Annotated in this window: 17 protein-coding genes; 4 read left to right on the top strand and 13 right to left on the bottom strand. The window is 65.5% G+C overall.

The genetic code is table 11. The features are described from left to right. Positions 1-71 precede the first annotated feature (71 nt). From QOU61_RS13235 to hpaR, 10 genes are all read right to left on the bottom strand, one after another. On the bottom strand, positions 72-284 hold the full coding sequence (locus QOU61_RS13235; RefSeq protein WP_289659034.1) for a hypothetical protein: 213 nt from the start codon (positions 282-284) through the stop codon (positions 72-74). A 788-nt stretch (positions 285-1,072) separates the two neighbouring features. Then, positions 1,073-4,342, bottom strand: coding sequence for a transglutaminase family protein (locus QOU61_RS13230; protein WP_289659032.1), 3,270 nt, complete (start codon positions 4,340-4,342; stop codon positions 1,073-1,075). 331 nt (positions 4,343-4,673) lie between these two features. Continuing rightward, entirely contained in the window at positions 4,674-6,197 is a 1,524-nt protein-coding gene (locus QOU61_RS13225) for a UxaA family hydrolase (RefSeq protein ID WP_289659029.1), read from the bottom strand. A gap of 63 nt (positions 6,198-6,260) precedes the next feature. Beyond that, complete coding sequence (locus QOU61_RS13220) at positions 6,261-7,040, bottom strand: HpcH/HpaI aldolase family protein (protein WP_289659028.1); 780 nt, start codon at positions 7,038-7,040, stop codon at positions 6,261-6,263. 29 nt (positions 7,041-7,069) lie between these two features. Continuing rightward, a complete protein-coding gene (locus tag QOU61_RS13215; protein ID WP_289659027.1) occupies positions 7,070-8,155 on the bottom strand; it encodes a malate/lactate/ureidoglycolate dehydrogenase in 1,086 nt (361 codons plus the stop codon). 19 nt (positions 8,156-8,174) lie between these two features. Then, positions 8,175-8,903: an ABC transporter ATP-binding protein gene (locus QOU61_RS13210; RefSeq protein WP_289659025.1), complete on the bottom strand. Its 729-nt coding sequence runs from the start codon at positions 8,901-8,903 to the stop codon at positions 8,175-8,177. Further along, positions 8,904-10,694: a branched-chain amino acid ABC transporter ATP-binding protein/permease gene (locus QOU61_RS13205; protein ID WP_289659023.1), complete on the bottom strand. Its 1,791-nt coding sequence runs from the start codon at positions 10,692-10,694 to the stop codon at positions 8,904-8,906. Further along, positions 10,691-11,566: a branched-chain amino acid ABC transporter permease gene (locus QOU61_RS13200; protein ID WP_289659021.1), complete on the bottom strand. Its 876-nt coding sequence runs from the start codon at positions 11,564-11,566 to the stop codon at positions 10,691-10,693. Before QOU61_RS13200 ends, QOU61_RS13205 begins: the two co-directional genes overlap by 4 nt. Positions 11,567-11,656: 90 nt before the next feature. Continuing rightward, a complete protein-coding gene (locus QOU61_RS13195) occupies positions 11,657-12,802 on the bottom strand; it encodes an ABC transporter substrate-binding protein (RefSeq protein WP_289659019.1) in 1,146 nt (381 codons plus the stop codon). Positions 12,803-13,061: 259 nt separating this feature from the next. Beyond that, positions 13,062-13,589, bottom strand: a complete 528-nt coding sequence (gene hpaR, locus QOU61_RS13190; protein ID WP_289659017.1) for a homoprotocatechuate degradation operon regulator HpaR — start codon at positions 13,587-13,589, stop codon at positions 13,062-13,064. A 117-nt stretch (positions 13,590-13,706) separates the two neighbouring features. Between hpaR and hpaH the strand changes: the two genes are divergently transcribed. The 4 genes from hpaH (at position 13,707) to QOU61_RS13170 (ending at position 17,542) form a co-directional block, all read left to right on the top strand. Beyond that, on the top strand, positions 13,707-14,513 hold the full coding sequence (gene hpaH / locus QOU61_RS13185) for a 2-oxo-hept-4-ene-1,7-dioate hydratase (RefSeq protein ID WP_289659015.1): 807 nt from the start codon (positions 13,707-13,709) through the stop codon (positions 14,511-14,513). Positions 14,514-14,545: 32 nt separating this feature from the next. Continuing rightward, positions 14,546-14,938: a 5-carboxymethyl-2-hydroxymuconate Delta-isomerase gene (locus QOU61_RS13180; protein ID WP_289659013.1), complete on the top strand. Its 393-nt coding sequence runs from the start codon at positions 14,546-14,548 to the stop codon at positions 14,936-14,938. 88 nt (positions 14,939-15,026) lie between these two features. Further along, positions 15,027-15,899: a fumarylacetoacetate hydrolase family protein gene (locus QOU61_RS13175; protein WP_289659011.1), complete on the top strand. Its 873-nt coding sequence runs from the start codon at positions 15,027-15,029 to the stop codon at positions 15,897-15,899. Between the two features lie 14 nt (positions 15,900-15,913). Then, positions 15,914-17,542: a thiamine pyrophosphate-dependent enzyme gene (locus QOU61_RS13170; RefSeq protein ID WP_289659009.1), complete on the top strand. Its 1,629-nt coding sequence runs from the start codon at positions 15,914-15,916 to the stop codon at positions 17,540-17,542. Positions 17,543-17,555: 13 nt separating this feature from the next. On the opposite strand, the gene QOU61_RS13165 is transcribed toward QOU61_RS13170, so the two are convergent. From QOU61_RS13165 to QOU61_RS13155, 3 genes are all read right to left on the bottom strand, one after another. Beyond that, positions 17,556-18,788 (bottom strand): MFS transporter, encoded by a 1,233-nt coding sequence (locus QOU61_RS13165; RefSeq protein ID WP_289659007.1) that lies wholly within the window; start codon positions 18,786-18,788, stop codon positions 17,556-17,558. Positions 18,789-18,838: 50 nt separating this feature from the next. Further along, positions 18,839-19,438: a DNA oxidative demethylase AlkB gene (alkB, locus tag QOU61_RS13160; RefSeq protein ID WP_289661490.1), complete on the bottom strand. Its 600-nt coding sequence runs from the start codon at positions 19,436-19,438 to the stop codon at positions 18,839-18,841. Positions 19,439-19,513: 75 nt separating this feature from the next. After that, entirely contained in the window at positions 19,514-20,263 is a 750-nt protein-coding gene (locus tag QOU61_RS13155; RefSeq protein ID WP_289659005.1) for a 2OG-Fe(II) oxygenase, read from the bottom strand. Positions 20,264-20,302: the final 39 nt, after the last annotated feature.

The raw sequence follows: 20,302 nt of genomic DNA, 5'->3' as shown, positions 1-20,302 counted from the left end.
TGCGTTATTCTCGGCATCCGGCCGCGGGCCTCCCTTGATCTCTGTCAAAGGTGCACGAGTACAGGTGACCGCTACCCAAGCAGCACATGCGACGATGAGAACAACTGGATGTGGTACGTGCCCCGGCAAGGAGCGTTGCGCGGCTGGACGAGCGCGATCGATCTCACCGACAACTCATTGAGCAGGTCCATGCGCCGGCAACCAAGACTGCGCGACGTCCGGCTCGGGCCGAGGCTGCGTAAAAACGCGAAGATGTTCAACTGCATATGATAGGTTTCGTGCAAGGCCGCCTCATCGCCATGCGGAACACCTGAACACGAATGTTGGTGCAAAACCGCCCTCGCAACGTCGAAGGCGCGCAATAATTATGCATGCGCCGTCGCGCGAAATTTCCGAGCGATTTCAATCTGATTTGGGTCGTCCAGTCCTCAAGCAAAAAATATTCCGCTTGGTTTGTCGGGCAAATCAGTGGCTTCAATCGCCGCGTTCCGCGCCCGATCAAGAGGGGCGTATCGCGATCGTCACGGACGTTGGGCGCGGGATGCGATGGACGCTTTGGCATCAACTGACGAGTGATGCTGACGCGGACGGCGAAGTCGTGTGGTCCTGGCATCCCGACGCTGATGCTAAGATTGCAAGATGATCTTGCGATTGACAGAGGCAAGAACGCCCGGTCTCTGGGGAGAGCACGAAGGAAACCGTTAAAACCAATCGCGCAGGGAAGGCCGGATGTTTCGGCGTACCTGTGGTGACTAACTCATGTGCTTTTGTTTTCTGCACGCGAGGCTGCGGGTGCGATCATGCACCCGGCTTTCCCTGCGCCCTCTGTTTTCAGGGGGACATGATGATGCAAAGCTCGGGCGCGTGGCGCGGCGAGAATAATTTGCGTCGTCCCGGACAAGCGAACGTCAGTGAGCGCGATCCGGTACCCATAGCCACAGACCACAGTTATCTACGCGATGTTCGACGATCTCGCTCAACGACGTCCGCTCGGGGTTATGGGTCCTCGCTTTCGCGAGGACGAAGCCAGAGAGATCAGCGCTGCGTTGCTGCGCCTCTTGTCGCTGCACCGTTATGGAAGCGGCGTCCGCAGATCGAGGGTCAGCGGGAATTCGAGGCTCTTTTCCTCGCGCGGAGGATCGACCTTGCCCGGCGTGTGGCCCTGCTCCTCGAAACGGGCAAGCCGCCGCGCTTCGGCCTCGTTGGCGTTGACCGGCCGCGTCTCATAGTTGCGCCCGCCGGGATGCCCGACATGGTAGACGCAGCCGCCGAGCGAACAGCCATTCCAGCTATCGACGATGTCGAAGGTCAGCGGCGCGTGCGCGGGAACCGTCGGATGCAGGCTCGAGGCAAAGGGCCAGGCCTTGAACCGCAGGCCCGCAACCGCCTCGCCTGCGCGCCCGGTCGCGGTCATCGGCAGCCGCCTGCCGTTGCAGGCGATGACATGGCGGCCCTCGACCAGGCCTTCGGCCCTGACCTGAAGCCGCTCCACCGAGGAATCGACATGGCGCACCGTGCCGCCGGGCGAGCCTTCCTCGCCCAGCACATGCCAGGGCTCCAGCGCCTGGCGCAGCTCGAGCGTGACGCCGGCGCGATGAACGCTGCCGAACACGGGAAAACGGAACTCGAGCTGGGCGAGATACCACTCGGCTGCAAAATCGTAGCCGCTCTGCCGCAGATCGGCGAGCACGTCCAGAAAATCCTCCCAGAGGAAATGCGGCAGCATGAAGCGGTCATGCAGCGTGGTGCCCCAGCGCACCAGCCGGCCTTCCTGCGGCACGCACCAGAGCCTTGCGACCAGCGCGCGGATCAGGAGCTGCTGGGCGAGCGCCATGCGCGCATCGGGCGGCATCTCGAAGGCGCGGAATTCGACGAGCCCGAGCCGGCCGGTCGGACCATCGGGCGAATAGAGCTTGTCTATGCAGATTTCGGCGCGATGGGTGTTGCCGGTGACGTCGACCAGGGTGTGCCGGAACAGGCGATCGACCAGCCAGGGCAGCACCGCCTCGCCGGGCCGCGGCACCTTGGCCATGGCGATCTCGAGCTCATAGAGGCTGTCATGGCGCGCCTCGTCGATCCGCGGCGCCTGGCTCGACGGGCCGACGAACATGCCTGCGAACAAGTAGGACAGCGAGGGATGGCGCTGCCAGTACAGCACCAGGCTCTTCAAGAGATCGGGGCGGCGCAGGAACGGCGAATCCTCAACGCTGGCGCCGCCCACCACGACATGATTGCCGCCGCCGGTCCCGGTGTGGCGTCCGTCGACCTGGAAGCGGTTGGCGGAAAGGCGCGTCTCGGCCGCATCCGCATAGACACCGCGCGTGATGGCGACGACCTCGCGCCAGCTTTTCGCCGGGTGGACGTTGATTTCGATCACGCCGGGATCGGGCGTCACCTTGATCACCTCGACGCGCGGATCGAAGGGCGGCGCGTAGCCTTCGAGATGCACCGGAATATTCAGCGCGGCGCTGGCCGTCTCGACGACGGCAACCAGCGCCAGATAATCTTCGAGCGTTGCGACCGGCGGCATGAAGACGCAGACGACGCCCTCGCGCAGCTCGCTCGACATTGCCGTGCGCACCGCCGGCGATTTTTCCGGCTGCGCTTCTGCGCCTGGCTGTGCCGCTTCCGCGCTTTCGACGAGGTCGAACACCGGCAATTCGCCGCGCGGCGCCAGCGGGTCCTGCTCGATGATCTCAGGGTATTGGTCCGGGGCAAGATGCGGCAGCGACGGCAGCGGCAGCCGCGATCCCAGGGGCGAGCCGCCCGCGACCAGGAACAGATGGCCGCGGCGCAGCTTCCAGCGCTCGCTCCGCCAGCGCGGGTTGTTGCCGCCGGCGCGGCGGATCGGCAGCACGAAGCCTGTCGCCGTGCCAAACCCGGCATCGAAGACCCGCGCCATGCGGGCACGCTCTTCGGGATCGGCAAGCCTGGAATCGGTGGGATCGACATTGACCGGCAGCGCCGCTTCGCGCTTGAGCCAGGCGACGGGATCCTCAAAGGCCGGCACGACATGGCCGACATCGAGCGAAAGCCCGGCGGCGACCCTCTCCATGAGCCGCTTCGCATCCTCGATCCCGGACTTGCGCGCGCCGTCGAATGCCGCGATCAGGTCGGCATTCTTCCAGATCGGCACGCCGTCCTTGCGCCAGTAAACCCCGAACGCCCAGCGCGGCTCGCTTTCGCCGGGATACCATTTGCCCTGGCCGTAATGCAGCAACGCGCCCGGTGCGAAGCGCGCCCGCAGCCGGCGGATCACCTCGTCGGCAAAGGCACGCTTGGTCGGGCCAAGCGCCGCGGTGTTCCATTCGGGCGCATCAGGATCATCGCGGGCGACAAAGGTCGGCTCGCCGCCCATGGTCAGCCGCACGTCGGCGGCAGCAAGGTCGGCATCGACCTGCTCGCCAAGCCTGTCGAGCCGCGCCCAGGCCTCGTCCGAGAACGGCGTCGTGATCCGCGGTGCCTCGCGGATGCGCGTGACGCTCATCTCGACGGCGAAATCGACGCTCGGCGCGCTGGCGCTGCCAGTGATCGGCGCCGCCGTTCGATAATGCGGCGTGGCGGCGACCGGGATGTGCCCCTCCCCGGTCAGCATGCCCGAGGTGACGTCGAAGCCGATCCACCCCGCGCCCGGCAGGTATACTTCGGCCCAGGCATGCAGGTCGGTGAAATCGTTCTTGATCCCGCGCAATGTTTCATCCGCATCGTCGTCGGGGCGAAGCTGAACCAGATAGCCCGAGACGAAACGGGCGGCGAAGCCGAGATGGCGCAGCACCTCGATCAACAGCCACGCCGAGTCACGGCACGAACCCGCCGAGGCGGCCAGCGTCTCCTCCGCCGACTGGACGCCCTGCTCCATCCGCGTGACGTAGCGTATCTTGCTCTGGAGCTGCCGGTTGAGTTCGACCAGGAAGTCGACGGTGGAGTCCGCGCGCCGCGGGATGGTCGCAAGCAGAGCCGCGAGCAGCGGACCCGGCGTCGAGATGCCAAGAAACGGCGCAAGCTCGGCTTTCAAATCGTCGGAATACTGGAATGGAAAAGCGCCGGCATAGGGTTCGACGAAAAAATCGAAGGGATTGACGACGATCATCTCCGCGGTGAAGCCGACCTCGATCGTCAGTTCGTCGGCCTGCTCGGGAAAGACGAAGCGCGCCAGCCAGTTGCCCTGCGGATCCTGCTGCCAGTTCACGAAATGGTTCGCGGGCGAGACCTTCAGCGCATAGCTGTCGATCGGCGTGCGCCCATGCGGTGCCGGACGAAGCCGAACGATATGCGGGCCGAGGGCGACGGATCGATCGTATCGGTAGCGCGTGACGTGATGGACGGCGACCAGCATCGACACAGATCTTGGGCTCCCCGCAGCTTGTTTGAGCAGAACACTGCGCAAGGCACGGTTCAAGCCATAACAACGAGCAGCAACTGCCTAGATCGAGGGCGCGGGCGCTCCAGATTATCAGGACTCTTCTCCAAGCCATTGCTTGGCCAGATTTATTTGCCTTGCGCGGCAAAGATCCGCGTCAGTCCCCGCGACACGGGACCGTGCGGCGGCGAGAGCTGGAGCCGAGACTTGGAGCCGAGACTTGGACCCGAGACCTGCATCCGAAACCTGGACCAAGCTCGGCGACATCACGGTCGCCGCCGTCAGTCAGCAGCCGGGGGCGGCCGAAAGACCGTCACATAGTCGCGCCCAGCACCCAGGGCGCGAACTCGGCGCCGCCGAAATCGAAGCTCTCGCTCTTGGTCGGCTGCCCCGAGGCGGTCTTCAGGATCAGCTCGAAGATGCGCTCGCCGCATTGCTGCACCGTCTCCTCGCCGTCGAGGATGCTGCCGCAATTGACGTCCATGTCGTCTTCCATACGCCGGTACATCGGCGTGTTGGTGGCGAGCTTGATCGAGGGCGCCGGCTTGCAGCCGAACACGCTGCCCCTGCCGGTGGTGAAGCAGACGAGATTGGCGCCGCCTGCGACCTGCCCGGTCGCCGCGACCGGGTCGTAGCCCGGCGTGTCCATGAACACGAAACCCTTCTTGGTGACCGGCTCCGCATAGTGCAGCACGTCGACGAGGTTGGTGCTGCCTGCCTTCGCCATCGCGCCGAGCGACTTCTCCAGGATCGTGGTCAGCCCGCCCGCCTTGTTGCCGGGGCTCGGATTGGCGTTCATCTCGGCGCCTTCGCGCTGCGTGTATTCCTCCCACCAGCGCATCAGCGACACCAGCTTCTCGCCGACCTCGCGGCTGACGGCGCGGCGCGTCAGGAGATGCTCGGCGCCGTAGGTCTCCGGCGTCTCGGACAGGATCACGGTGCCGCCATGGCGCACCAGAAGGTCGCTCGCAGCGCCCAGCGCCGGATTGGCGGAGACGCCGGAATAGCCGTCGGAGCCGCCGCATTGCAGCGCGACCGTCAGTTCGCTGGCCGGCACCGGCTCGCGTTTCGCTCCGTTGGCATCAGAGAGCGCCTCCTTCACGAAGGCGACGCCTGCCTCCACCGTCTTGCGCGTACCGCCCTTCTCCTGAATGTCCATCGAGCGCAGGCGGCCGGCGAGCTTCTGCTCCTCCATCAGCCCACCGATCTGGTTGACCTCGCAGCCGAGGCCGAGCACCACCACGGCGGAAAAATTCACATGCCGCGCATAGCCGCCGAGTGTGCGGCGGAGCAGCTTCAGCGGCTCATCCTGCGTCATGCCGCAGCCGGTCTTGTGGGTGAGCGCGACCACGCCATCGACATTGGGAAAATCGGCCAGCGGATTGTCGCCGGTGAACGGATTTTTCCTGAACATGTCGGCGACGAGACCCGCGACATGGGCGCTGCAATTCACCGAGGTGAGGATGCCGATATAGTTGCGGGTGGCGACGCGGCCGTCAGGCCGGCGGATGCCGTCGAAGGTCGCAGGCAGGTCGAAGTTCGGCACCGGCTTGACGTCGACGCCATAGGCATAGTCCTTGGCGAAGTCGCCCATGCCGCAGTTCTGCGTGTGCACGTGCTGGCCCGGCGCGATCGGCTGCGTTGCAAAACCGATGATCTGGCCATAGCGGCGGATCGGCTCGCCTGTCGCGATCGGCTTGATCGCGACCTTGTGGCCGGCCGGAATGCGCTCGAGCGTGGTCACGCCGTCGGCCACCGCAAGCCCCGGCGGCAGGCTCGCGCGCGCGATCAGCACGCCGTCGTCGGGATGCAGGCGGATGACGGGTGCCGGGGTCATGGGATGTCTCCTTTGATTGCCTTCACCTCTCCCCGCGAAGAGCGGGGCGAGGGAGAAGGAAGCTCATGCCTTGCCGCCAGACTCCTTGCGGGTCTGGTTCACCTGCATCTTCGCGTAAATCGACATCAGTCCGACCTCGTTCGACAGCGTCACAAGCTTGAAGCCCATGTTGATCGCGCGCGCCGCGCCTTCGGCGCCGCTGCAGTGGATGCCGGGATTGAGGCCGCGCTTGCCGCACTCCTTGATGATCTTCTCGTAGATCTTCAGGATCTCCGGCTCGTCACGGTCGAGCTTCGGCACCAGCCCGTAAGAGAACCCGAGATCGGACGGACCGATATAGACGCCGTCGATGCCCTCGACGTCGAGGATCGCTTCCATGTTCTCCACCGCCGTCCTGGTCTCCATCATCGGCAGCAGCACGATCTCCTCGTTCGCGGTCTTCTGATAGGAACCCGCCGTGCCATACATGCCGGCGCGGATCGGCCCGTTGGAGCGCACGCCCTGCGGCGGATATTTCGAATAGGAGACGAGGTTCTTCGCCTCCTGCGGGGTGTTGATCATCGGGCAGATCACGCCATAGGCGCCGCCGTCGAGCACCTTGCCGACGATGCCGGGCTCGTTCCAGGGCACGCGGACCATCGGCGTGACAGGGTGGGCATGCATCGCCTGGAAACACTGCACCATGGACAGATAGTCCTGCACGCCGTGCTGCATGTCGACGGTGACGCTGTCGAAGCCGCATTGCGCGATCATTTCGGCCGAGAAGCCGGACGGGATCGCGAGCCAGGCATTCACCACCGCCTTGCCCGACGCCCAGATTTGCTTGACCTTGTTGTTTGCCATGGATCGCGTTCCTCTCGTCTGCACAATGCTTAGCTGGTGGCGCGCTGGATGCTGACCTCGCTGACGCCGACCTCGCGCGCGGTGTTCACTATCGCCGCCCAGGTATCGTCGGGCAAGGGGATGCCGTTCTTGGTGCGCTCGGCGCGCGTCTTGCGCTCGGGATCGCCGGGGATCAGCACGGCATCCACGCCGGCGATCGGCTTGGTCTCTCTGATAAAGTCGACATAGCGCGAAATCTCGCCGTCGAAGAAGTTCGAGGTGTCGACCACCTTTGGATCGACATAGAAGGCCAGCATGCCGTTGGCGAAGCGCCGGTTCGGGGCGGTCGCCCCGGTTCCGGTCAGCGCGCCGCCGAGCAGCTCGCAAATGAACGCAAGCCCCGAGCCCTTGTGCTCGCCGAAGGCGCGGATCGCGCCACTGCCCTTGGTGTGGTCACGCGGGCCGTCCGGCGTGTAGGGCCCGTACAGCACATGCGGATCTTCGCTCAAGGTGCCGTCGGAATCGACCAGTGCGCCCTTCGGCAGCTTCTTGCCGCCGCGGCTTGCAACCAGCACCTTGCCTTCCGCCACGATCGAGGTGGCGAAATCGAGCACGATCGGGTCCTGGCCCTGACGGGGAATGCCGACACAATAGGGCGCCGTCGACAACCGCTTCTCGACGCCCCCGAACGGCGCCACCAGCAGCGAGCCGGCGGCATTGACGAAATGCACCGAGACGAGGCCCTCGGCCGCGGCCATCTCGGCCCAGTCGCCGACGCGGCCGATATGGCCGGCGTTGCGCAGCGCGACCGCCGCCAGCCCCGCCTTCTTGCACTTGGCGATGCCGACCTTGACCGCCTGCGGCGCCACCGTCTGGCCGTAGCCGAACTTGCCGTCGACGACCGCAAGCGAAGGCGTGTCGACCACGACCTCAGCGGTCTGGTTGGGAACGACTGATCCCATCTTCTTCCAGCGCATGTAGACGGGCACGCGGATCACGCCATGGCTGTCGTGGCCCGTGAGGTTGGCGGTCGTGAGGTAGGTCGCGATGCGCCGCGCCTCTTCCTGCGAGGAGTCCGCATGCGCGAACACCTCGGCCACGAAATCGATGAGGTTCTGAACCTTGATGATGACCATGGATGACCGGCTCGTTGTCTTAAGCGCTGACCTTGGCGTGGCCGCCGAGATAGGCGGCGCGGATGGCTTCGTTGCCCCACAATGCGTCTGGCTTGCCGTCGAGGACGATGCGCCCTGTTTCCAGGACGAAGCCGTGATCGGCGACCGAAAGTCCCATGCGCGCATTTTGCTCGACAAGCAAGACCGTCGTGGTGCGCCGGATTTCCGAGATGATGCGGAACACGGCCTGCACGATGACGGGCGCAAGCCCTAGCGACGGCTCGTCCAGCAGCAAGAGGCGCGGTTTCGCCATCAGCCCGCGGGCGACCGCGACCATCTGCAGCTGCCCGCCCGAGAGCGTCCAGCCCAGCGCATTGGAGAAGGCGCGGATATCCGGGAACAGGTCGAACATCGCACCCGCCTCGCGGGATATTTCCGCCTTCGAGGCACGCCGGTTCGACGCGCCGAGCATGATGTTTTCCTTGACCGAGAGGCCCGGAAACACCCGCCGCCCCTCCGGCACGTGCGAGATGCCACGGCGCACGATCGCTTCCGGCCCCAGCCCCGCGATCGACTGGCCGTCGAAGACGATCTCGCCCGAGGCGGGCTTCGCGAGCCCCGAGATCGCGCGCAGGGTCGTCGACTTGCCAGCGCCGTTGGCGCCGAGCAGCGTCACCACTTGGCCAGCCTCGACGGCAAGCGAGACGCCGCGCAGCGCCTCGATCTCGCCGTAACGCACCACCAGGTCGCGGATTTCGAGCAGCGCCATTTATTCGGTTCCGAGATAGGCGGAGACGACGTCGGGATGGCGCAGCACCGCCATGGATTCGCCGTCCGCGATGCGGCGTCCGAAGTTGAGCACGGTGATGTGCTGGGCCGCTTCCGACACCAGCGTCATGTCGTGATCGATGATCAGGATGGTCAGCCCCTGCGCGGCAATGCGCTTCAACAGCTCATGCAGCTCGCGCTTCTCGCTGGAATTCAGGCCCGCCGCCGGCTCGTCCAAGAGCAGCAGCGTCGGATTGCCGGCGAGCGCGCGCGCGATCTCGATCAGGCGCTGGTGGCCGTAGGAGAAGCTCGAGATCAGTTCGTTGGCGCGACCGCCAAGCCCGACGAAAGTCAGCGCCTCCACCGCACGCTCGGTCAGGGCATCGTCGCCGCCCTTGTTAATCCCCTTGCCGATCATCGGATTGCCGGGCCGCTCGGCGCCGATCTCGACATTTTCCAGCGCGGTCATCGAGCGGAACAGGCGGATGTTCTGGAACGTCCGGCCCAGCCCTGCGGCGGTGCGCTGATGCGGCGGCATGTCGGTGATGTCGGTGCGGTCGAGCACGATCCGGCCCGCGGTTGCCTTGTAGAGACCAGAAAGAACGTTGAGCGTCGTGGTCTTGCCCGAACCGTTCGGCCCGATCAGCGCGTGCACCCCGCCGCGCCTGACGGAGAAGTCGACCTGATCGACCGCTTTGAGGCCGCCGAAATATTTCGACAGTCCCTTGACCTCGAGCACGATCTCCCCGCCGGTAGCCGCGGGCTGCAACTGCAAGGCCGCGGCCGCAGGCGGCGCCTTGGTGGCGCTGCGCCAGCGCTCGAAGGCGGCCGAGACAAAACCCCAGATGCCGTCGGGCATGAAGCGGATGATCAGGATCACGGACAGGCCGTAAATCGCGAGGTAAAGGCCGGGCACGCTCTTGAGGAAGCGCAGCCATTCGGGGATCAGGATCAAAAGCGCGGTGCCGATCACGGAACCAATTGGCGACGCCACGCCGCCGAGCAGCGACATGGTCAGGAACACGATCGATTCCGCAAAGGAGAACTGATCGGGGCTGACATAGGCGAAGCCGCCGGCGAACAGCCCGCCCGCAAGCCCGCCGAGCACCGCGCAGAGTGCAAAGGCGGAGACCTTGGTGCGGAACACGTCGATGCCGTTGACCCCCGCGGCAAGCTCGTTGTCGCGCACCGCGCGCATGGCGCGGCCGAGCCGCGTGTCCGGCAGGTGCCAGACCAGGTAGCCGACGATCGCCAGCATTGCGACGCAGAAGGCGAGATAGCTCTGCGAGTCCTGGAACAGGCTGGGCCGGCCGATGTGGGAGACGCCGTCCGGTCCGTGGCTGAGCCAGATCGCATTGATCATCACAAGGGTGACGATCTGCTGGAACGATATCGTCACCATCGCGAGGTAGTGGCCGCCGAGCCGCAGCGTCGACATGCCGAGGAAGGCGCCCGCAACCAGCGTCGCCAGGCAGCCGCCGACGAGGCAAAGCCAGAAGCTCAAATGCAGGTCGGCGGTGCCGAGCCCGACCGCATAGGCGCCGAAGCCGAAGAACGCGGCCTGCGCCAGGTTGATCTGCCCGCACAGGCCGAGCACGACCGAGAGCCCGAACACCGCGATCGAGAAGGTCGTCGCCTGCATCAGGATGTTGAGTACATAGCCGTCGAACCGCATGGTGGCGGCGAGCGCGACCAGGACGGCGGCGGCGATGAAATAGGGCGAGTGGCGCAGCCACATCGGTTTCGCCCGCGCCACCACCGGCACGGCCAGGTTTTCGCTGGGCGCGGTCATGCCTTCTCCGCCACACGTTCGCCGAAGATGCCTTGCGGCCTGAAGATCAGGAAGGCGATGAGCACCAGGAAGGCGAAACCGTCCTTGTAGGGAACGGAAATGTAGGCCGCGCCAAAGGTCTCGATCACGCCGAGCGCGAGCCCGCCGATGATCGCGCCGGCGACATCGCCAAAGCCGCCGATGATGGTGGCGGCGAACGCCTTCAGCGCGATCGTCGAACCCATCTGGATCGACACGAACAGGACCGGTGCGACCAGGATGCCGGCAAGCCCGCCCAGCACCGCCGAGTAGATGAAGGTGATCATGATCATGGTGGAGACGGAAATGCCGAGCAGCGAGGCCATCTCCTTGTCCTGCGAGGTCGCCTGCAGCTTCTTGCCGAGCAGCGTGTGCTCGAAGAACCAGTAGTTGAAGATCACGAGCGCGATCGTGACCGCGATGATCAGGAGGTACTGGCTGTCGAGATAGACCGGGCCGAGCTGGATGCCCGGCGTGTCGAACCAGCCCTGCAGCACCTGCGGCTGCGGGCCGTAGATTGCCAGCACCGAATTCGAAAGCAGGATCGAGGCGCCGATGGTGGCGATGATGACCGGCAGGAACGTGCGGTGGCGCAAGGGATAGTAGACGCCGAGATTGAAGATGATCCCCAGCAGCGCCATGCCGCCGAGCGCGATCAGGAACGACAGCCAATAGGGCCAGCCGAGGTCGACGGCGAACACCACCATGAGATAGGCCGCGACCATAGAGAACTCGCCTTGCGCGAAATTCACCACATTGGTGGCGCGGAAGATCAGCACGAAGCCGAGCGCGACCAGCGCATAGACGGCGCCGATGCCGATACCGGTGAACAGCAGTTGAATGACGAGATCCATGCCAAGCGCTCGGTAACGGGTTGCGCCGGGGAAAGCCCCGGCCGGCAAGGTCCGGCCTCCCGTCAATGATGGGAGGCCGGCGATGCGCGATCAATCGTTGAAGTCGATGTGCTTGTCGTAGACGATCGTGCCCTTTTCATTGCGCACGACGTTGTAGCCGTGCAGGCCGTCGCCATTCTTGTCGAAATTGTATTCGCCTTCGGCGCCGGCGAATTTCTGCGTGGCCAGGATCGCGTCGCGGATCTTGTTGGGATCGGTCGAGCCGGCCTTGTTGATCGCAGCCGACAGGATGGTGATGGCGTCGTAGGGCCATGCGCTCTGGTTGTCGGGCGCGGTCTTGTAGGCGTCGCGGTAGGATTTGCCGAAGGCTTTCGAAGCCTCGCTGGAATCCTCCGCGAAATCGGCAACCCCGTAAGTCCCGTAAAGCGCGGCACCGGCGAGCTTGGTCGAGGAAACCGCAACCACCGAAGGCGAGCCGACCCAGGGAATATTGACGCCGAGCTGGCGCAACTGGCGGCCGAAGATGCCGAGATCGTTCTCGAAGGTGAAGTAGGTGCCGAGCACGTCGGCGCCGGACTGCTTCACCGCGAGCACGACGGGCGTGAAATCCTGGCTCTGGTTAGCGTAACCCTGATCGAGCACCGGCGGGGCGCCGAGCTTGGTCAGCGCGTCCGCGAGCGCCTTGCCGCCGGCGGTGCCGAAGGCGTCGGTCGAATGGACGATCGCCCACTTCTTCTTGCCGAGCGTGTTGACGCCGAAATCTGCAATCACGCGCCCCGAATAGTTGTCGTTGGGGCGGAAGCGGAAGATCCAGGGATTGCCGGAATGGGTGAGGTCCGGGTTGGTGCCGCCGATCATCACGGGCTTGCCGAGCTTCAGCACGTCGGGCGCCATGGCCTGCACCTGGGTCGAGCGGATCGAGCCGAGGAAAGCCACGATGTCGGACTGGGCGGCCAGTTTCGAGAAGGCCAGCACGATGCCAGGATTGGTGGTCTGGTCGTCCTCGATGACGAGCTCGACCTGCTTGCCGAGAACGCCGCCCGCCTTGTTGACTGCGGCGAGCGCGAGCTTGGCGCCGTTCTGCGCCCAGAGCCCCTGCTCCGCCGCCGGCCCCGTGATCGGCACGCACATGCCGATCCGGATGGTCGACCCCTGCGCCCTCGCAGCCGTGATGACATGGGGCGCCGCCAGGCCTGCGGCGACACCGGCCGCGAATTCGCGTCTCGTTAATTTCATTCACTTCCTCCCTGAACCGGACTTTTCCGCCGGCTGTTCATTGATGTTTTGGCGGTCGGATAGCGTGCTTCACGCAAGACCGCATCGCTACTTACGGACTATCGCGGCGGGAGTAAATTGATATGTCAGTGCCCGACCATCACGAAACACAGGTTTGCCACCGCGACCGCTGCCGCAAAAGCCGGAAGCGCCGATGTTCAAATTGTAGGCAGTTTGTCGGAGCTATGCGCGGCGATTGGCTCGCCATGCAAATTTGCAGTTACTCTTCGCTCTCGCCATCCTCGGACGTCGCGCCCTCCAGCCTGGCCAGGCTGCCTTCCAGCGCGCCCAGCATCTGCTGCAGATCCTTGAGCCGCGACGTGCCATAGCGTCTCGTGATCTCGGCGTAGATCGCCTCGGAATAAGGCGCGACGATCTCGATCAGCTTCAACCCCTCCTGCGAGATCGAGACCCGGGCGCGCCGCAAATCGTTCTCGGCAGCGCGCCGCTCGATCAGCCCGCGGGTCTCCAGGTCGCGCAGGATCCGCGACAGGCTTGGTCCCAGCAGGAATGCCATCCGCGCCAGCTCGGTCACCTCGACGGCCTCGACGGAGGCCAGCGCGCGCAGGATGCGCCACTGCTGTTCGGTCAGCCCATGTTGACGCAGCGAGGGCCGGAACTGGCGCATCACGGCTTCCCGCGTGCGCAGCAGCGTCATCGGCAGCGAGCGGGAAAAGTCGCGGATCGGCGCGGCGCGGCCATCAGCCAAGCGCTGTTCGGAACTCCCAGGCGATTTTTTTCGCGCCATCTGATCGTCCGCCATGGCAACGAACCGCGTTTGCACTGCAGCAAACGGCAATTCGGTTTGCCCGGATACGCTTAACATGTTAATCAATTTCCGGCACGCCCTTTTTGCAGGTCACTCATGGCTCTTTCCAAGGACGACATCCGCGCAGCCGCCGAACGCCTGCACCGGGCGGAAAAAACCCGAACCCAGATCCGGCAGCTTTCGCTCGAATATCCCGCGATCACGATCGAGGACGCTTACGCGATCCAGAAGGCCTGGGTCGGGATGAAGGTGGCGGAAGGCCGCGTCGTCAAAGGTCACAAGATCGGGCTGACCTCGAAGGCGATGCAGAGCGCGCTCAACATCGACGAGCCGGATTCCGGCGTGCTGCTCGATGATATGTTCTTCGCCGACGGCGGGCTGGTGCCATCCGACCGCTTCATTGGCACCCGCGTCGAAGCCGAGCTGGCCTTCATCATGAGCAAGCGGCTGGCCGGTCCCGACTGCACGATGTTCGACGTGCTCAACGCCACCGACTATGTGGTGCCGGCGCTGGAAATCCTCGACACGCGCGTGCAACGCGTCGACCCCGAAACCAAGGCGACGCGAAAGATTTTCGACACCATCGCCGACAATGCGGCAAATGCCGGCATCGTGCTCGGCGGCCGGCCGATCCGCCCCCTGGAGGCCGACCTGCGCTGGATCGGTGCGCTGTGCTTCCGCAACGGACAACTGGAAGAGACCGGCCTTGCCGCCGGCGTGCTCAACCATCCCGCCACCAGCGTCGCCTGGCTCGCCAACAAGATCGCGCCGCTGGGGCTTGCACTGGAGCCCGGCCAGGTCGTGCTGGCGGGCTCGTTCATCCGCCCGATCGAGACCCGCAAGGGCGACACAATTCAGGCCGACTATGGACCGTATGGCTCGGTGAGCTGCTACTTCGCCTGACGAGCCGGACAATCGTTAAGGGGTGATCCCGCATGCCGCATTTCACCATCGAATATTCCGCCAATCTCGATGCGCGCGTCGACATGGCCAAAGTGGTCGAGATCGTGCGGAAGGCCGCCGTCGAAACCGGCATCTTTCCGCTCGGCGGCATCCGCGTCCGCGCCATCCGTTGCGAGCACTATGCCATCGCCGACGGCAGCCCCGGTCTCGGCTTCCTCGCCATGGTGCTCAGGCTCGGCGAGGGCCGCGACCTTGCCGCCCGCAAGAAGGCGGGCGAGCACATCTTCAAGGCGCTTTCGGATCATCTCGATCCGGTCTTTGCCCAGAGCCGGTTCGCCCTGTCGTTCGACATGCAGATCAACGACAAGGAGACGAGCTGGAAGCGCAACAACATCCACGAGGCGCTGAAGGCAGAGGCGCATTGATAGGGTCGCGGCGAGACCCGATCTCGTACGCGACGCGCTGTCCGTGGCCGACGTAACTTTTGCCGATTGAACCGGAAAGACTTCCCCGATGACCTCCCCTCGCCTTGCCACCTTCTCCCCCAACGGATCGACCCGCTACGGTCTCGTCACCGACGGCGGCATCATCGATCTCTCCGCGCGCTTCAAGCAGGATTATCCGACCTTGCGCGAGGCGATTGCCGCCGGCGCGCTTGCAAAACTCGCCGAGGCAGGCGCAGGCCAGAAGCCGGACTATCCGCTCGAGGCCATCACCTGGCTGCCGCCGATCCCCTCGCCCGAAAAGATCATCTGCATCGGCGTCAACTATCCTGACCGCAATGCCGAGTACAAGGACGGCTCGGATATGCCGAAATATCCCAGCATGTTCATGCGCACGCCGCGCTCCTTTGTCGGCCACAACACGCCGCTGGTGCGCCCGCGCGCCTCGAACCAGCTCGACTATGAAGGCGAGGTCGTGGTCGTCATCGGCAAGCCGGGCCGCCACATCGCGGAAGCCAGGGCGCTCGATCACATCGCCGCCGTCACGTTGTCCAATGAGGGCACCATCCGCGACTGGGTGCGGCACGCGAAGTTCAACGTCACGCAGGGCAAGAATTTCGATTCGACCGGCAGCCTCGGCCCCTGGCTCGTGCCCTATACCGGCGAGGCACAGATCGCGGACATCAGGCTGACGACGAAGGTCAACGGCGAGATCAGGCAGGACGACCGCACCAGCCGCATGATGTTCGGCTTCCGCTATATCATCAGCTACATCTCGACCTTCACGACGCTGGTGCCCGGCGACGTCATCGTCACGGGGACGCCGACCGGCGCCGGCGCGCGCTTCGATCCGCCGCGCTATCTGAAGCCCGGCGACGTCATCGAGGTCGAGGCCGAAGGCATCGGCCTGCTTCGCAACGGCGTCGTCGACGAACAACCCTGAGAGACGGATCCATCATGACATCCATGACCGGCGGCGAAGCGATCGTGAGCGGCCTCGTCGCGCACGGTGTCAACACCGTGTTCGGCCTGCCCGGCGCGCAGGTCTATGGCCTGTTCGACGCGTTCCAGCAGGCGCAGCTGAAGGTGATCGGCGCGCGGCACGAGCAGGCCTGCGGCTATATGGCGTTCGGCTATGCGCGCTCGAGCGGCAAGCCTGGCGTGTTCAGCGTGGTGCCGGGCCCGGGCGTGCTCAATGCCGGCGCGGCGCTGCTCACCGCTTACGGCGCCAACGAGCCGGTGCTGTGCCTGACCGGCCAGGTGCCGACGCAGTTCCTCGACAAGGGCCGCGGCCATCTGCACGAAATGCCGAACCAGCTTGCGACGCTGCGCACCTTCGTGAAATGGGCCGAGCGGATCGAATATCCCGACCTTGCGCCCGCAACGGTTTCGCGCGCGTTCCAGGAAATGCTGTCCGGGCGGCGCGGGCCTGCGGCGGTGGAAATGCCCTGGGACGTGTTCACGCAGCAGGCCGAGACGGGCCCGGCGAAGGTGCTTGCCCCCCTCCCCGCGCCGGCGCCCGACGCCGATCGCATCAAGGACGCCGCGACGCTCGTCGCCGCCGGCAAGCGGCCGATGATCTTCGTCGGCAGCGGCGCCATCCATGCGCGCGAAGAGATCCTCGAGCTCGCCGAGCTGATCGACGCGCCGGTCGTGGCGTTCCGCAGCGGGCGCGGCATCGTCTCCAACGCGCATGAGCTCGGCCTGACCATGGCCGCGGCCTATCGGCTGTGGCCGCAGACCGACCTGATGATCGGGATCGGCACAAGGCTGGAATTGCCGACGATGTCGCGCTGGCCGTACCGACCCGACGGACTGAAGTCCGTCCGCATCGACATCGATCCCTCGGAAATGCGCCGCTACACGCCCGACGTCGCCGTCATCTCGGATGCGCAGAGCGGCACGCGCGCGCTTACTGCCGCGGTCAGGAAGGTCGGCTACAGAAAGACGAGTGGCCGCCGCGGCGAGATTCGCGAGGCAACGGCCGCGGCGCATCAGGAGATCCAGAAGGTGCAGCCGCAGATGGCTTACCTGAACATCCTGCGCGAGGTGCTGCCGCCCAACGCCATCGTGACCGATGAGTTGTCGCAGGTCGGTTTCGCCTCGTGGTACGGCTTTCCGATTTACGAGCCGCGCACCTTCATCACGTCGGGCTATCAGGGCACGCTCGGCTCGGGCTTTCCCACCGCGCTCGGCGCCAAGGTCGCCAACCCGGACCGGCCCGTGGTCGCGATCACCGGCGATGGCGGCTTCATGTTCGGCGTGCAGGAGCTGGCGACCGCCGTGCAGTTCAACATCGGCGTGGTGACGCTGGTGTTCAACAACAACGCCTACGGCAATGTGCGGCGCGACCAGGTCCAGCGCTTCGACGGCCGCGTGGTCGCCGCCGACCTCGTCAATCCGGATTTCGTCAAGCTCGCCGAGTCCTTTGGCGTCGCGGCAAGCCGCGTGACGTCACCGGACCACTTCCGCCCCGCGCTGGAGAAAGCGCTCGCCCATGGCGGCCCCTATTTGATCGCGGTCGAGGTGACGCGGGATTCCGAGACGACGCCCTGGACCTACATCCACCCGGCGCGAAACAACTAGCGCGCGGAAGGTTTCACACCCGCTGCAGCGACGCGCCCTGCGCGCGCGCCGCGGCGATGACCAGCAGCCCGGCGCCGGCAACCGACCAGCACGCCACCGGCGCCCACTGCAACAGCGGCGCATAGTCCGGCAGCTTCTGCAGGCCAGCGGCCACCGCCGCCATGCGCGCAAACGTTGCCAGCGCCAGCGCGGAGAAGACGAGCCCCGTCACCTTGCCTTCCGTGCCGCCCGAGCCGATCGCGAGTGCCGCCGAGATCGCGCTCATCAGCATGCCGCCCCAGGCCGCGCCGGCGACGAATTGCGCGACGATCATGGTGGTGAGCCCGCCGGCGAACTCGGTTGCGATGATCGCAAGCGCCCCGAGCAGGCCCGACGCGCCCATCACGATCAGGCCGCCACGATGTTTCACGATCCTGCTCGCCGGAAAGATTGCGAGGTTGAAGCCGATCCAGAAAACCGGCAGCAGCCATTGCAGGTCTGCAGGCTTGGCAAAGCGCAGATAGAACGGAGCGCTGTTGATGGAAAAATGCAGCTGATAGCCGAGCGCCAGCACCATCATCGCAACGATGAAGATGACGGGCACCGTGCCGATGGATTTTGCCGGCGCCGCGAGCTTCGCCGGCGCCTCCGTTGCCACGTGCTGTTCGATCCTGAAAAGACCGAGCGTGACGATCAGCAGCACGACGCTCGAGATCACGAAAGGCAGCCGGGCGTCGTGATCGCGGAGCGCAACGCCAAGATAGGGTGAGACCGCGCCGGCAATGCCATAGCCCAGCATCACCAGCGCCGCGAGGAATGGCAGCCGCGGTTTCGCGGCGTGCTTGCCGAGCAGCGTCAGGGGTGGCGCGCGCAGTGCCGATGAGGTGACGGCCCAGATCACGATCAGCGCGATGAACCAGCCCTGCGCGCCTTTGCCGGCGCCGGCGACAAAGGGCAGCGCCACGAAGGCGGCGCAGGACAGCGCCGTCAGCAGGCCGACGAAGGGCGCAAGCCGGCCAGCAAGCCGCGCGATCCGATCTGCTGCGATGCCCATCGCGGTGTCGGTGATCGTGAAGATGGCCTGGTCCATCATCAGGATCAGGATGACCGCGGTCGGCGCGATGCCGACTTCGGCCGCAAGCTTCGGCAGGTAGATCACATAGGTGGTCCACAGAAGCGTGAACACGAGCTGGAGGACGGCGAGATAGACGCCGGTGCGATTGGCGCCCGCCCTGTCGGAGCCGACTTCAAATTCAGCCGCGGTCATGGCCGGCAGCATAGACCGGGCCAGGCGCGGATGGAACGTCGGCCTTGAGGTCAGCGCGCCCGGCGGAAGGTCAGATTGACGCGCACGCGCCCGTGAAGCGCATGCTCGCCGTCGGCAAGCGGCGCCACGCCATGGAAGAAGAGCCGCGACGGCCCGCCCCAGACCACGACATCGCCGTGTTCGAGCCGGTAGCGCTGCGGCTTGTCGCTGCGCTTGAGGCCGCCGAACAGGAAGATGGCGGGAAGGCCGAGCGACACCGAGACGATGGGACTGGCGAAATCGCGCTCGTCGCGGTCCTGGTGCAGCGAGAGGCGCGCGCCCGGCTCGTAGCGGTTGATCAGGCAGGCGTCGGGCGCAAATGCGGGAAATCCCGCCTCAGCCGCCGCCCGCGCCGCCAATGCGCGAAAGGCTGACGGCATTGCCGGCCATGGTTTTCCGGACCCGGGATCGACCGCGTCATAGCGGTAGCCGGAGCGGTCGGTGACCCAGCCGACATCGCCGCAATTGGTTATCGCGACCGACATCTGGTAACCGCCCGGCGTAACCATGTGCCGGAATGGTGCTGCGGCTGTGATCTCGCGCAAGGCGGCGAGCAGCACCTGCTCATCAGCCCGAGCAAAGCCGCGCAGCAGCACGGCACCGTCCGCCATCGTCTCGCGGGACGGTCGTACATCGGGGACGGCATCGAACAGATCAGTCAAGCTGCGAACCCGCCTGCGCTGTGCTCACTTGGCGTCGTGAAAGATCACGCCGACGGTGTGGCGCTTGCCCGAACGCAACCGGCTCACGCCGTGGCGCAGGTTGACGCGATAGAAGCCGCGCGTTCCCTGCACCGGGCGGTGATGCACGGCAAAGGCGACCGCGTCACCCTGGGCGAGCGGCACCACCTCGGCGCGCGACTGCATGCGCGGCCGCTGTTCGGTCAGCACGAACTCGCCGCCCTCGAAATCGCGACCGGGCTCGGAGAGCAGGATCGCGACCTGCAGCGGAAACACATGCTCGCCGTAGAGGTCCTGATGCAGGCAGTTGTAGTCGCCCTCATGATATTGCAGCAGCAGCGGCGTCGGCCGCTTCTGGCCCGCGTCATGGCAGCGCGCGAGGAACGCCTCGTGCCGGTCGGGATAGCGGATATCGATCCCCATCGTCTCGTTCCAGCGGTTGGCGAGGCCCACCAGGCGCGCATAAAGCCGTGGCCGCAGCTCGGCGATCAGGTCCGGCAGCGGGTAGTTGAAATATTTGTACTCGCCGCGGCCAAAGCCGTGACGCCCCATCACGATGCGGCTGCGGAAATGCGCGTCGTCAGGATAGAGCGCGGCAAGCGTACGGCACTGGTCCGGCGTGAGCAGGCTTTTCAGGACCGCGCAGCCCTGCGTGTCGAGGTCGGCGATGGCGCGGCTCCAGTCGATCGCATCGACGCGCGCGGCGGTATCGGGCGACGGAACGGGACGGAGTGTGGTTTTGGCGGTTGCTTTCATGCCACTAATCTGGCGCGCGCAGGACGCTTCCGCCACCCG

Source organism: Bradyrhizobium sp. NP1 (assembly GCF_030378205.1).
Taxonomy (GTDB): Bacteria; Pseudomonadota; Alphaproteobacteria; order Rhizobiales; family Xanthobacteraceae; genus Bradyrhizobium.
The sequence above is the reverse complement of the archived record's forward strand: the minus strand, read 5'-3'. Positions and strand labels throughout refer to the sequence as shown.